The 14,169-nt window shown below is 35.9% G+C and carries 9 protein-coding genes; 6 read left to right on the top strand and 3 right to left on the bottom strand.

Translation table 11 applies throughout. The features are described from left to right. Positions 1-57 precede the first annotated feature (57 nt). From era to ACFSR1_RS09145, 5 genes are all read left to right on the top strand, one after another. Positions 58-939, top strand: coding sequence for a GTPase Era (era, locus tag ACFSR1_RS09165; protein ID WP_378291762.1), 882 nt, complete (start codon positions 58-60; stop codon positions 937-939). Positions 940-1,336: 397 nt separating this feature from the next. Then, positions 1,337-4,864, top strand: coding sequence for a T9SS type A sorting domain-containing protein (locus ACFSR1_RS09160; protein ID WP_378291760.1), 3,528 nt, complete (start codon positions 1,337-1,339; stop codon positions 4,862-4,864). Positions 4,865-5,014: 150 nt separating this feature from the next. Beyond that, the gene (locus ACFSR1_RS09155; RefSeq protein ID WP_378291758.1) at positions 5,015-6,538 is read left to right on the top strand and encodes a choice-of-anchor I family protein; all 1,524 of its coding nucleotides are present in this window, start codon (positions 5,015-5,017) and stop codon (positions 6,536-6,538) included. A 294-nt stretch (positions 6,539-6,832) separates the two neighbouring features. Beyond that, entirely contained in the window at positions 6,833-8,140 is a 1,308-nt protein-coding gene (gene der / locus ACFSR1_RS09150; protein ID WP_378291757.1) for a ribosome biogenesis GTPase Der, read from the top strand. Positions 8,141-8,267: 127 nt separating this feature from the next. After that, positions 8,268-8,882, top strand: coding sequence for a hypothetical protein (locus tag ACFSR1_RS09145; RefSeq protein ID WP_378291755.1), 615 nt, complete (start codon positions 8,268-8,270; stop codon positions 8,880-8,882). A gap of 8 nt (positions 8,883-8,890) precedes the next feature. Here the strand turns inward: ACFSR1_RS09145 and ACFSR1_RS09140 are convergent, their stop codons facing one another. From ACFSR1_RS09140 to ACFSR1_RS09130, 3 genes are read right to left on the bottom strand one after another with little or no spacing between them, the layout of a single operon-like run. Beyond that, the gene (locus ACFSR1_RS09140; protein ID WP_378291753.1) at positions 8,891-9,220 is read right to left on the bottom strand and encodes a MerR family transcriptional regulator; all 330 of its coding nucleotides are present in this window, start codon (positions 9,218-9,220) and stop codon (positions 8,891-8,893) included. A gap of 2 nt (positions 9,221-9,222) precedes the next feature. Next, complete coding sequence (locus ACFSR1_RS09135) at positions 9,223-10,341, bottom strand: CapA family protein (protein ID WP_378291751.1); 1,119 nt, start codon at positions 10,339-10,341, stop codon at positions 9,223-9,225. 5 nt (positions 10,342-10,346) lie between these two features. Next, a complete protein-coding gene (locus ACFSR1_RS09130; RefSeq protein ID WP_378291750.1) occupies positions 10,347-11,324 on the bottom strand; it encodes a peptidoglycan DD-metalloendopeptidase family protein in 978 nt (325 codons plus the stop codon). Positions 11,325-11,498: 174 nt separating this feature from the next. Here ACFSR1_RS09130 and alaS point away from each other — a divergent pair, with 174 nt between their 5' ends. Then, on the top strand, positions 11,499-14,129 hold the full coding sequence (gene alaS / locus ACFSR1_RS09125) for an alanine--tRNA ligase (protein WP_378291748.1): 2,631 nt from the start codon (positions 11,499-11,501) through the stop codon (positions 14,127-14,129). The last annotated feature ends 40 nt before the right edge of the window (positions 14,130-14,169 follow it).

The following is a 14,169-nucleotide window of genomic DNA, read 5'->3' as shown; positions in this document are numbered from 1 at the left end:
TGAAAGATTCCATAAACTTGAAGAATAATCAACTAACTTTGCAGCAAAATCTTAAATATGGGTCATAAAGCTGGTTTTGTTAATATCATCGGGAATCCTAATGTTGGAAAATCTACTCTGATGAATGCTTTTGTTGGAGAGCGACTATCTATAATTACTTCTAAAGCACAAACTACAAGGCATAGAATTCTTGGTATTGTAAATGGAGATGATTTTCAGGTTATTCTGTCGGATACTCCGGGAATTATTAAACCAGCTTATGAATTACAGGAATCTATGATGGGTTTTGTAAAGTCTGCTTTCGAAGATGCCGATGTGTTGATTTATATGGTAGAGATCGGAGAAAAAGAGCTAAAAGATGAAGCTTTTTTTAACAAGATTACAAATGCTAAAATTCCGGTTTTTTTATTATTGAATAAGATTGACCAGTCTAACCAAGAACAATTAGAAGAGCAGGTGCAGTTTTGGGCAGAAAAAGTACCTAATGCCGAGTTGTATCCTATTTCAGCTTTAGAAAATTTCAATGTCAAAGAAGTTTTTGGTAGAATTGTAGAGTTATTACCTGAATCTCCTGCTTTTTACCCTAAGGATCAATTAACGGATAAACCGGAACGCTTTTTCGTTAACGAAGCTATTCGCGAAAAAATCTTAATGCACTACAAAAAAGAAATTCCATATTCTGTAGAGGTTGAGACGGAAGAGTTTTTTGAAGATGAAAATATTATAAGAATTAGATCTGTGATTATGGTCGAACGTGATTCTCAAAAAGGAATTATAATTGGTCACAAAGGATCTGCACTAAAAAGAGTTGGCGTTGAGGCTCGAAAAGAATTAGAAAAATTCTTTGGAAAACAGATTCATATAGAATTATACGTAAAAGTGAATAAAAATTGGCGTAGTAGTGAGCGTCAATTAAAACGATTCGGATATAATAAGTAAAAATTTGTGGTAAAATACTCCTAATAAGTTGGTTTGTAAGATTTTTGTAAGTTTTACAATTTCATTGTTTACGGGAAAACTGTAGTTTGAAGATAAAATGCTGCATTTGAACGTTTTTACGTCTTTTTTTTATGTTTTTTTAACGTGAATCCTATAATTTAGCAATCCTAATCTTTTTAAAAACGCCCTAAAATATGATATAAACATTACTTTATCTTCACACACTTTTTCAAATAACGGCTTAACTTTAAAAATCAAGTACATTTCAGCGGATTACCAAATATCCATAGAGTCTTAGACTATTATGTGGTTTTTTGTCTCCTGTTTTATTTGATGAATACCCAAAATAAATTAACCAGATTGAATTTTTAAATTCGAACGAAAAAACAACTACACAATGTCAAAATTTACTAATAAGCTTAACTTTTTAAGCCAAAAGATTAAAACGACTCCTTTAGCGTCGTCTTTGTTTGGTTTAACTATGATCGTCATTTTCATGATGACTTCTGGATTTAATTCAGTAGTCGAAGAAAATAAAAAAGAACTTACTAATCAGCCAATAAGTAATTTTCATTCGCCATTAAATACGGGTTGTGAATTAACTGTAGATGCTGGTGGGGACTCTGAGTTTTGTGGAGAAGGAGAGGTAACTCTAACAGCCACTATCTCCGGAGCGTCAGAATGTACAGATTGTACAGGAGAATACGGTGTAACAAACACTAATAACTGCAGAAGGGATCAAGACTATGTGATGTGGTTAACAGATGGTGATAATCCAAGATGGTTTTCTAATATAGATTTAGAGTGGAATGAGTTAGCTGATGGTACGGCCACATTAACAGGAACTATTTTTGATCATACATTAACTCAATCAACGTATGAGGTGAATGCTGTATATTCAGGAAGAACAAGCACTACACCTACCAATAGTCCTAAAGGGCATGAATGTAATAATGAAGACGAATCAGGATGGATTTATTATACTGAATTAACGGGTACTGTAACCAGCACCGATGGATCCTGGTCAATTGATTTATCAAGAAGAGGTCCTGCTTTTCAGTTAGGAAACGGAGCTAATGTTACCGAAACAGAACAAGGAAAATATGGAGCCTGTGGATGGTTTAATACCACGGATGGTCAATATAACAGAGGAGATTTTAATTTTAATCTCGGAGATTGTGTTACAACATCAACTACAGAGGTTAGCTATTTATGGTCCACAGGAGAAACTACTCCATCGATTACCGTAAATCAAGGAGGAACTTATACAGTAACAGTTAAGGACTGTGAAAATTGCGAAGCTACAGATGCTGTAGAAGTAATTATAAATGACGCTCCAGTGGTAGATGCCGGAGAGGATCAAGAAATATGTTTAGGTGACGAAATCATTTTAACAGCTACAACTAATGGTAACCAAAGTTGTGAGAGTTGTATCGAATACGGTATTCAGGACACGGACTATTGTCGTGGTAATCAAAACTACGTATTATGGTTGAAGGGCGGAAGATTCTTTTCTAATGTGGATTTGGAATGGAATGAACTTCCGGATGGAACGGCTACCCTAAAAGGTACAGTATTTGATTACACAAACACACAATCAAATTATGAAGTAGATGCTGTTTTTACTGGAAAAACAAGTAATACTCCAGCTAATAGCCCTAAAGAACATGACTGTAATAACGAAGATGAATCAGGATGGGAATATTATACAGAATTTACAGGAACTATTACTAGTGAAGATGGATCTTGGTCTACAAGTTTAACTAGAAGAGGTCCAGCGTTCCAAATAGGTAATGGTGCTAATGTAACAGAAACAGAACAAGGAAAATTTGGAGCTTGTGGGTGGTTTGATACGGATGATAGCGAATATAATGTAGGAGATTTTAATTTTAATTTAGGAGATTGTATAACTTCTGAAACAAATAATACTTCTTTCTTATGGTCTACAGGAGAGACTACAGAAAGTATTACAGTATCACCGGATCAAGATACTACGTATTCGGTAACGGTAACCAATTGTAATGGATGTACTGCTACTGATGAGATTAAAGTATTCGTTAAATCTGCAGCAGTTGATGCCGGCGATGATCAGAATATATGTTTAGGAGACACAGTTACATTGGCAGCTACTGGAGAAGGAGTATTTATCTGGTCCACAGGAGAAACTACAGAAACTATTATTGTGTCACCAACAGAAACAACTACTTATACAGTGACTGCAACTAGCGGAAGTTGTGAAGCTTCAGATTCTGTAACAGTTGTTGTGAACGATCCTGTAATCGTAGATGCAGGAGAAGATCAGGAAATTTGCTTAGGCGATGAGGTAACGCTTACTGCGCAAATAACTGGCGGCGATAATTGTGGTGATTGTATTGAATACGGAATCAAAGACACTGACTATTGTAGAGGAAGACAACATCAGTTTGTAGTATTTATCAACGATAATGGAACTAGATTATGGTTTAGAAATGTAGATCTAGTTTGGAATGAAAATACAGACGGAACTGCAACATTAAAAGGTGAAGTGTTTGAATATAATTCTACCAATACATCATTTATGGTAGACGCTACGTTCACAGGGTTCACTAGTACACCGCCTGCGGGTAGTCCTAAAGATAGTTCTTGCCAGACAGAAGACGCAACTGGTTGGGTATACTATACTGGAATGAGTGGAACTATTACTCAGATCGACGGTACTTTGAGTTATGATATTTCTAGAAGAGGTGAGGCATTCCAAGTGGGAAATGGTGCTAATGTATTTGAGTATACACCAGCTGTATATGGAGGATCTGGATGGTTTAATTTAGAAGGAAACCCAGACTCTTTTGGAGATTTCAATATTAATTTTGGAGATTGTATTGCCCAAGAACAAGGACAGATTCAGTATCTGTGGTCAACTGGCGAAACTACTCAAAGTATTACAGTATCACCAGAAGTGGATACAACCTATACTGTTACTGTAACTAGTTGTACTGATTGTGTTGGTGAAGACGAAGTAACAGTAGTCGTAAATTCTGTAACAGCAGATGCCGGAGATGATCAAACTATAGCTACAGGAGAAACAGCGACGCTAACGGCTACAGGAGGTGATACATATCTATGGTCTTCAGGGGAAACCACCGCAACTATAGATGTTTCTCCAGCAGAGACAACTACATACACTGTTACTGTCTCTTCGAATGGATGCGAAGATATTGATGATGTAACTGTATTTGTAGAAGGATGCGCCGTTACCGCTGATGCAGGAGAAGATCAGGAGATTTGTTTAGGAGAAGAGGTTGTACTTACAGTAATAGGCGAAGGGGATGTTTTATGGTCTACAGGTGAAACAACGGCTAGTATTACCGTTTCTCCGGGGGATACTACCACCTATTCCGTTATTGTAACCAATGGAGCCTGTGAAGCAATGGATGAAGTAATCGTAGAAGTAACAATAGTAGAAGCCAGTGCAGGAAGAGACAGATTCTTGTGTGAAGGATTTGGTGAAGAGGCAATACTTGCTGCTTCTGGAGGTGATAGTTATCTGTGGTCAACAGGTGAAACCACTCCAACAATCGTTGTTTCTCCCGCTGTGACAACAGATTATTCTGTAATTGTAACCATAGGTAACTGCAGTGAAACTGATGAAGTAACGGTTTTTGTTGATAATTGTGATGAAAGCATTATAGCTTCAAAAGTATATCCAACAGTATTAAAATCGGGAGGTAAACTTACTATTGATGTGATGTCCAAAAAAGAACAAAATATAAGAGTGTCTGTTTATAGTATGTCAGGATCTAGTATGATGCCGGTATTAAACAATAGTATTAAAAATGGCAAAACTTCTTTAACTGTTGATATGGCAGGAACTATGAAATCAGGAATGTACCTGGTAAAAATAGATAAAGAAGAAGGCACAGAATACAAGAAGTTTATTATAGAATAATTAATATTTCTAACAAGAAAATTTATAAAAAAACGGTCTAAATTTTTAGACCGTTTTTTTATAAATTATAGATAATTTATTCTTCTCGTAACATTAAGGATATACTCATTATTCATTTTTGATAACTAATTCAAATCAAATTAATTAATAATGAAAACTTTCAATAAAGCTACGTTGACCTTGGTCCTAGTAAGTATGTTTATTTCTTGTAAATCTGATGATGATAATGGAATGGACTCTATTAATACTTCAGAGTTAACTTTTAAAAAAATTGGAGCTTTTAGCAATGGTACAGGCGATGAGGGATTTGCTGAGATCTCTGCATTTGATCCTATGACCAACAAGTTGTTTATAGTAAATCCTAATGATACAGAAATATCAGTTTGGGATTTGTCTAATCCATCAACTCCAACGCCCGGTACTGATATAACCGTGACCGGAATACCTAATAGTGTGGCCGTTGCTAACGGAATCGTGGCAGTTGCATTAGAAAATTCGTCTAGCAAACAAGCCAATGGAACGATAGCTACGTATAGCTCAGATACACAAGCTTTTCTTAATACCTATAATGCAGGAGCGCTTCCGGATATGGTGACTTTTAGCCCTGACGGAAAATATATTGTAGCTGCTAATGAAGGAGAACCGGATGATTTATATACCAATGATCCTGAAGGTTCGGTTACTATTATAGAAGTTGCTTCGGGACAAACAACGACTTTAGATTTCACTTCTTTTAATTCACAGACTATCAATAATAACTTTAGAGTATTTGGTCAAGGAGCTACGCTCGCTCAGGATGTGGAGCCAGAATATGTTGCTATTTCTGATGATGCTGAAACGGCTTATGTTTCTTTACAGGAAAATAATGGGCTGGCAATAGTAAATCTCGAAACTAAAACGATAACCAATATTCTAGGACTTGGGGTAAAAAATCATTCGCTTGCGCAGAATCAAATGGATGCCAGTAATCGTGATGATATGGCTGGTAATTTTAAGAATTGGCCGGTTTTTGGAATGTATCAGCCGGATGCGATTGAGTATGTTACCATTAATGGTACAGGGTATATCGTTTCTGCCAATGAAGGAGATGCCAGAGATTATGATGGATTTTCTGAAGAAGAAAGAGTCAAAGATTTAACGTTAGACCCAACAGTATTTCCTGATGCAGCTACGCTACAGTTAGATGAAAACTTAGGAAGATTAAAAACGACTACTGCAAACGGAGATATAGATGGAGATGGAGATTATGATGAAATATACGTTTATGGAGGAAGGTCCTTTACCATCTGGAATACATCCGGAAATGTAATATATGATAGCGGAGATTTTATCGGTAAGAAAACTTTTGAGTTAGAACCTTTACTGTTTAATAATGATGAAGGACAGGTAGATGATCGATCTGATGATAAAGGAGCAGAGCCAGAGGCTGTAGAAACCCTAAAAATCGATGACAGAACATTACTGTTTGTTGGTTTAGAAAGAACAGGTGGCGCAATGGTATTTGATATCTCAAACCCAACGAATCCTACGTTTTTAGATTGGATGATAGATACTGACGATGTAGGGCCAGAAGGGTTGATCGCTGTAAAAGCTTCAGATAGTCCAACAGGTAATGATTTAGTAATTATAACACATGAGGTTTCTAATACGGTGGCAATTTATGAGATTAAGTAATCAATCGTCCATAAAAAGTTTGCTGTTTTACAGTAACCAAGATATCTGTTTTTGTTTTTATCTTTGAAGTAAGTAATTATTTCACTGACTGACTATCAATTATGAAAAAGTTCAATAGGTCGATGCGCTGACCGTTGAGCTTTTTCGTTTTTTAGAACCTTCGCTTTTACTGTATTCGTCAAATATTTAAATTTCAATCCTAACTATGTAATAGATTTTCTAACACATAATCAGGGTTCAATAGTTTAGGTAGAATAAAAAGACTAATTTTGCACAAATTTTAGAATTCAGATAATGAGTAATATAGTGGCAATTGTAGGGCGACCTAATGTAGGTAAATCTACTTTTTTTAATAGACTGATCCAGAGAAGAGAAGCAATCGTAGATGCGGTGAGTGGAGTTACTCGTGATCGTCACTATGGTAAGAGTGATTGGAATGGTAAAGAATTCTCTTTAATAGACACTGGTGGTTACGTAGTAGGTAGTGATGATATTTTTGAAGCAGAAATCGATAAACAGGTTGAGTTAGCCATTGATGAAGCAGATGCCATTATTTTTATGGTTGATGTAGAATCAGGTGTTACCGGTATGGATGAAGAAGTAGCGAACTTACTTCGCAAAGTAGATAAACCCATCTTTGTTGCTGTTAATAAAGTAGATAATGCTAAAAGAGCTGCAGATGCAGTAGAGTTTTATAGCTTAGGACTGGGAGAATACTATACCATAGCCAGTATCAATGGTAGTGGTACAGGAGAACTTTTGGATGCATTAGTAGAAGCTTTGCCAGAACAAGTAGATGAAGAAGAATCAGAACTGCCAAGGTTTGCAGTGGTTGGAAGACCCAATGCAGGAAAATCATCTTTCATTAATGCATTGATTGGCGAGGATCGATATATTGTTACTGATATTGCAGGAACAACAAGAGATGCAATTGATACCAAATACAATCGTTTTGGTTTTGAGTTTAACTTGGTGGATACCGCTGGGATTAGAAGAAAGTCTAAGGTAAAAGAAGATTTAGAGTTTTACTCTGTTATGAGATCTGTTCGTGCTATAGAACATAGTGATGTGTGTTTGTTAGTGGTAGATGCTACAAGAGGATTCGATGCGCAGGTGCAGAATATATTTTGGTTAGCAGAACGTAATCGCAAAGGAATTGTGATTCTTGTGAATAAATGGGATTTAATCGAAAATAAGGAAAGCAATACCTTAAAAGATTTTGAAAAATATATCCGTAAACAAATTGAACCATTTACGGATGTCCCAATTGTATTTATTTCTGTATTGACCAAGCAAAGACTTTTTAAAGCAATAGAAACTGCTGTAGAAGTATATAAAAATCGTTCTAAAAAGATCAAGACTAGTGTGATGAACGATACAATGTTGCCAATAATAGAAAGAAATCCACCACCGGCTTATAAAGGAAAATATGTAAAGATTAAATACTGTATGCAATTGCCTACACCTCAACCACAGTTTGCGTTTTTCTGTAACCTGCCACAGTACATAAGAGAACCTTACAAACGATATTTAGAGAATCAATTACGTAAAGAATTTGATTTTCACGGAGTGCCTGTAGCGGTGTATTTTAGGAAGAAATAAAAGACATAGTAATGAAATAAGCCATAACCATTAAGTTGATATCCAACAGAAGTGATGCTATGGCGATTCCATTCTTGCACTGAGCTCAGCCGAAGTATAACCTTAAAAAAGCAATACATATAAATAGATGAAAAAACCACTTTTGATCATACTGGTGTTATTGGTTTTTGTTGTATCAGGAATCAGCTTTTTAGTTTCTAGAGCCAGAAAGAAAATGTTTACGGATTATGTTCGTATGGATCAAAAATTAGAGCAAATAGCATATCCTTTAGAAAAAGAAAATGATTCGTTGTTGAGATTGATTACAGATCCGGATCTATGGTCAAAAGCACAAGAGGTAAACTTCTTAACCAAAGACTATAAAAAATACCTGGAATCTGTAAAACTGAAAATGCTGGATGATAAAGACCCTGATGATTATGAATTGATGGATAAGCCTAATAATATGTTTTTTACAGAAAATGGGTTATCTGAGAAAGGAAAAGAGTTTATTACAAGAACCGATGAGCTTAGGGAGAATCTTATTGCATTAGTAGAAACTCCAGGACTAAAAACCAAAATAAATAATACTTTAAGTACTGACCAAGTGCATGATAGGGATGGTAGAAGGAGGAATTGGTTAGAATTTAACTTTAAAGATTTCCCCTTAATAGCCAGCATCACAAAGCTTACTCGGATGCAATCGGATGTTTCTAAGATTGAAGCCGATATTTATAGGAATTACCTTATGACAAAGGAATAATTAGATGGTTACAACTGCTCCTTGATTTTAAGCAATTGCCCTCTGATGGATTCTAGTTTTCTGATGATATCAAAGCTATCCAATGCTTCTTGTTTTTGTTCTTTTAGATGAATTTTAGCTCCTTCTAAGGTAAATCCGCGTTCTTTTACCAAATGATATATCAACTCTAGATTTTTGATGTCGTCTGGAGTAAACTTTCTATTTCCTTTAGCATTCTTTTTGGGTTTGATGATATCAAATTCTTTTTCCCAAAAACGAATAAGAGAAGCATTCACATCAAACGCATCAGCGACTTCGCCAATACCATAGTACATTTTTTTTGGTAAGTCAACATACATAGTTAATTCTCATTTTTTTGGGTAAAACTTCCGTCTTCTTCAAAAACCAAGTTACTCTCCGGAAAATCTTCCTCGGTCAATTTTTTAATTTCTTTAAGCGCTCTTTTTTTATCATCCATAAATGGATACACCTCATCGATTTGTTTAGCAGAATGCAATTTTCCTTTGATAAAATTACCTTCAGGATCTACTTCTATTTCTGCGATCGGAGCGTACCCTTTTATTCCGGTTAAATTAAACCTAGAATAGGTGCAAAAATTACCTAAACTATAGGCAATAAACTTATTGTTATACACCTCAAAAGCTCTTGATACGTGAGGGCCGTGCCCTAAAATGATATCAGCTCCCGCATCTATTAAGGTATGTGCAAACAGATATACATTTCCACGATCTTCTCCATAAAAACGTTCGGTCTTTCTGGTTACGTGAGTATGATCTGTTCCTTCTGCACCACCATGAAAAGATACGATTACGATATCCACCTTTTCTTTAAGTTCTTTTACAATCCTTTTTGCCTTTGTTAAGTTATGAATTTTTACGCAATCTTTGTTTGGGGCAAAGGCACAAAATCCATACGTGATACCATTTTTTTCAAATATCGTAGATTCCTGAGCAAAAACTCCGGCATATGCAATATTATGTTTTTCCAAGGTTTTGGCAGTGTTTTTAATACCGATAGTTCCAAAATCACCAATGTGGTTGTTGGCAATACTCATCACATCAAATCCGGTTTCTTCAAGATACTTACCAAAAGATTCAGGAGATCGAAATGAATAACATTTAGAAGGATCAGAACAGCGTTTAGCATTTTCGCCTTCATCGGTAAGCGTTCCTTCTAAGTTACCAAATAAGATATCGGCTTGTTGTAATACAACATTTACATCATCAAAAGGACCTTTATCTTTTGGGGGCATATAACTTTCATTAGGGAAATTAGTTCCCATCATGATGTCTCCCACAGCCATCAATTTGATGCTTTTAGGAGCGGAAAGTTTTTCCATTTCCAATTTGAAATTCTCAATAATAGTCGTCATTGAGTCGATTTCTTCTTTTGAAAATTTTTGAGCTTGAATTGTATAACTAAGGCCAAATAGAATTACAAAAAGAAGTGTCTTTCGCATAGGAGCTAGTCTAGAGTTTCGTTGATTACAGAAGAAGCTTTGAGCATTTCATTAAACTCTTCAGAAGTTAAACTTCCGTAGTAAAAATTACGTGGGTTGATGCGATCTCCATCTTTAAATATTTCATAATGAAGATGAGGAGCAACAGATCTCCCCGTACTTCCTACATATCCTATGATATCACCACGTTTCACTTTCTGCCCTTTTTTTACATTGTATTTACTTAAATGCGCATAAAGGCTAACATAATTAAATCCGTGATCGATACGCACGTGTTTCCCATATCCACTGGAATTAGCATCTGCTCTTGTCACAACTCCGTTACCGGATGCGTATATGGGTGTTCCCGTAGCTGCAGAAAAATCCATTCCGTAATGAAATTTTCTGGCTTTTGTAAAAGGATCACTTCTCCATCCGTATCCAGATGCCATACGTTTTAGATCAGAATTTTGTATCGGTTGGATAGCCGGTATCGTAGATAGTAATTCTTCCTTTTGTTCTGCCAATTCTTTAATTTCATCTAGCGATATAGATTGTACGGCTATTTGTTTGGTGAGCTCATCGATCTGTTTTTGAGTTTCAATAATAATTTCAGAATTATCGTACCCTTCATATCCTTTATATCTGTTTACACCTCCAAAACCTGCGTTTCGTACTTCTTCAGGGATTGGAGGGGCACCAAAATAAAGGCGATATATGTTGTCATCTCTTTCTGCAATTTCGTCAAGAACAGCATGATCCTTTTTCAATTGTTTGTTCATAAGCTCATATTGGAGCTTCATATTTTCTAACTCTCTTCTGTATGCTTTTTCTTTGGGCGTCTCTAATTGAGGAATATTAAGGTAAATAAGTAATAATACAAAACCAGCTAAAAATGCTCCAAGAACACCCAAAATGGCGAAGCCAAATTTGCGTCCTTTCTTTTGTTCAATTCTACGATAAGATAGCGTCTCGCTATCGTAGTAATATTTAACCTTTGACATAATCTAAAATATACTATTTTTGCAGGATATTAGCCAAAAATAGGCTTGTTTATACTTTGGGGCGAGAACAAAGATAGTAAAATGTCACAAAGTCCAGAAAAAACTGACGAGTATCGGTAGCATATCTTTAGATAAATACTGGTAATTAATTGATTATTAAGAAAATATAAAAAAATGAAATCCCAAGACATCAGAAACCAATTTTTATCGTTTTTTGAATCCAAAAAACACAGTATTGTGCCTTCTGCACCGATGGTGATTAAGGATGATCCTACCTTGATGTTTACCAACGCCGGGATGAACCAGTTTAAAGAATATTTTTTGGGAAATGGAATTCCTAAAAATAATCGAATTGCTGATACGCAAAAATGTCTAAGAGTTAGTGGTAAGCATAATGATCTGGAAGAAGTAGGAATGGATACCTATCATCATACCATGTTCGAGATGTTAGGGAACTGGAGTTTTGGTGATTATTTCAAAAAAGAAGCAATCGAATGGGCTTGGGAGCTGTTAACAGATGTTTTTGGGATTAATAAAGACATTCTGTATGTTTCTGTTTTTGAAGGAGCAAAAGATGAAAACCTGGACATGGATCAGGAAGCTTATGATCTGTGGAAAAATATTGTCCCCGAAGATCGCATTATCATGGGTAATAAGAAAGATAATTTCTGGGAAATGGGAGATCAAGGACCTTGCGGACCTTGTTCAGAAATTCACGTAGATTTAAGGTCAGAAGAAGAAAAAGCAAAAATACCAGGTCGTGATTTGGTCAATCAGGATGATCCATTGGTAGTAGAAATCTGGAATCTTGTTTTCATGCAATTTAATCGCAAGGCAGATGGTTCCCTGGAAAAACTACCAGCACAACACGTGGATACAGGAATGGGATTTGAACGTTTGTGTATGGCACTGCAAGGTGTGAAATCTAACTACGATACCGATGTGTTTACACCACTAATCAGAGAGATAGAGACCATTACCAATGCTACATACGATAAAGATAGTTTGCCAACCGATGAAAACGGTAAAGTAAGTGTAGCAATCCGTGTGATTGCGGATCACCTTAGAGCCGTTTCATTTTCTATAGCAGATGGTCAATTGCCAAGTAATACTGGTGCAGGATATGTGATCCGAAGAATTTTGAGAAGAGCTATCAGATATGGATTTACATTTTTGGATACCAAGGAACCTTTTATCTATAAACTAGTAGATACGCTCAGTAATCAAATGAGTGATGCTTTTCCGGAATTGAAATCTCAAAAGAATTTAATCACCAATGTTATAAAAGAAGAAGAGAATTCGTTCTTGAGAACCTTAGACCAGGGATTGGTATTATTGGATAATGTAATTAAGAATACGAAAGGTAAGGTGGTTTCAGGAGAAAAAGTGTTCGAATTATATGATACATTTGGTTTTCCTGAAGATCTTACGGCTCTGATTCTATCTGAGCAAGGATATGAATATGATATAAAAGTATTTAAAGCAGAATTGCAAAAACAAAAAGATCGTTCCAGAGCTGCTTCCGAAGTAAAAGCTGGAGATTGGGAGATTTTGATTCCTGATGTCAAAGAGGAATTTATCGGATATGATCATACTTCAAGCGAAGCGAAAATATCTCGTTATCGCAAAGTAAACAGCAAGAAAGATGGTGAGTTGTATCAATTAGTTTTAGATAAAACACCTTTTTATCCTGAAGGTGGTGGACAAGTTGGAGACAAAGGATATCTGGAAGCTTCTAACGGTGATGTGTATTACATTTTAGATACTAAGAAAGAGAATAACCTGATCATTCATTTTACAAAAAGTCTACCTAATCATGTAGAAGACACTTTTACGGCAGTAGTAAGTGATAAGGCACGTGCTACATCTGCATCCAATCACTCGGCAACTCATTTATTGCATCAGGCATTGCGTTCAGTTTTAGGAACCCATGTAGAGCAAAAAGGGTCTATGGTGCAAAGTGCAAACTTACGATTCGATTTTTCTCATTTTTCTAAAGTTTCATCGGATGAGTTACAGCAAGTAGAGGATTTTGTGAATGCCAGAATAAGAGAAGCATTACCATTAGAAGAAAAGCGAAATATATCATACGACCAAGCTATTGCCGAAGGAGCAATTGCCTTGTTTGGTGAGAAATATGGAGATTCTGTTCGCGCCATCCGTTTTGGAGAGTCTATGGAATTATGTGGAGGAATCCATGTACAAAATACTAGCGATATTTGGCATTTTAAAATCACATCAGAAAGTGCGGTTGCTGCTGGAATTCGAAGAATTGAGGCGATCACCAGTGATGCGGCTAAGGATTATTTCACCAATCAATCTGAAGCATTTTCTGAGGTAAAAGCTATTTTGAAAAATCCAAAAGATCCAATTAAGGCCATTACAGCGCTGCAAGAAGAGAATGCAAGTCTTAAGAAACAAATAGAGGCTTTGCTTAAAGATAAAGCGAAGAACCTGAAAGGAGATCTTAAATCAGAGTTTGAAGATATAAATGGTATTCAGTTTTTAGCTAAGAAAGTAGATCTTGATCCAGCTGGAATAAAAGATTTGTCTTTTGAAATAGGTGGAGAAATAGAAAATGCTTTTATGCTTTTTGGAGCTGATAATAATGGGAAAGCATTATTGTCGTGTTACATTTCAAAAAATCTGGTAGAAGAAAAAGGATTGAACGCAGGTCAAGTAGTTCGAGAACTAGGAAAATACATCCAAGGCGGCGGAGGTGGACAGCCATTTTTTGCCACCGCAGGAGGTAAAAACCCAGCTGGAATAGAAGAAGCTTTGGAGAAAGCAAAACAATATGTATAACTAAAACTAAAGCCCCCTCTCTCTCTTTGGGGATAGGGTT

The sequence above is a fragment of the Aquimarina rubra genome (assembly GCF_042684305.1).
Taxonomy (GTDB): Bacteria; Bacteroidota; Bacteroidia; order Flavobacteriales; family Flavobacteriaceae; genus Aquimarina; species Aquimarina rubra.
This window is presented reverse-complemented; position numbering and strand designations above follow the sequence as displayed.

Excerpts from the sequence above, each read along its gene's own strand:
- der (WP_378291757.1), top strand. The coding sequence starts at position 6,833 with ATGAGTAATATAGTGGCAATTGTAGGGCGACCTAATGTAGGTAAATCT.
- alaS (WP_378291748.1), top strand. The coding sequence starts at position 11,499 with ATGAAATCCCAAGACATCAGAAACCAATTTTTATCGTTTTTTGAATCC.
- ACFSR1_RS09135 (WP_378291751.1), bottom strand. The coding sequence starts at position 10,341 with ATGCGAAAGACACTTCTTTTTGTAATTCTATTTGGCCTTAGTTATACA.
- ACFSR1_RS09145 (WP_378291755.1), top strand. The coding sequence starts at position 8,268 with ATGAAAAAACCACTTTTGATCATACTGGTGTTATTGGTTTTTGTTGTA.
- ACFSR1_RS09130 (WP_378291750.1), bottom strand. The coding sequence starts at position 11,324 with ATGTCAAAGGTTAAATATTACTACGATAGCGAGACGCTATCTTATCGT.
- ACFSR1_RS09160 (WP_378291760.1), top strand. The coding sequence starts at position 1,337 with ATGTCAAAATTTACTAATAAGCTTAACTTTTTAAGCCAAAAGATTAAA.
- era (WP_378291762.1), top strand. The coding sequence starts at position 58 with ATGGGTCATAAAGCTGGTTTTGTTAATATCATCGGGAATCCTAATGTT.
- ACFSR1_RS09155 (WP_378291758.1), top strand. The coding sequence starts at position 5,015 with ATGAAAACTTTCAATAAAGCTACGTTGACCTTGGTCCTAGTAAGTATG.
- ACFSR1_RS09140 (WP_378291753.1), bottom strand. The coding sequence starts at position 9,220 with ATGTATGTTGACTTACCAAAAAAAATGTACTATGGTATTGGCGAAGTC.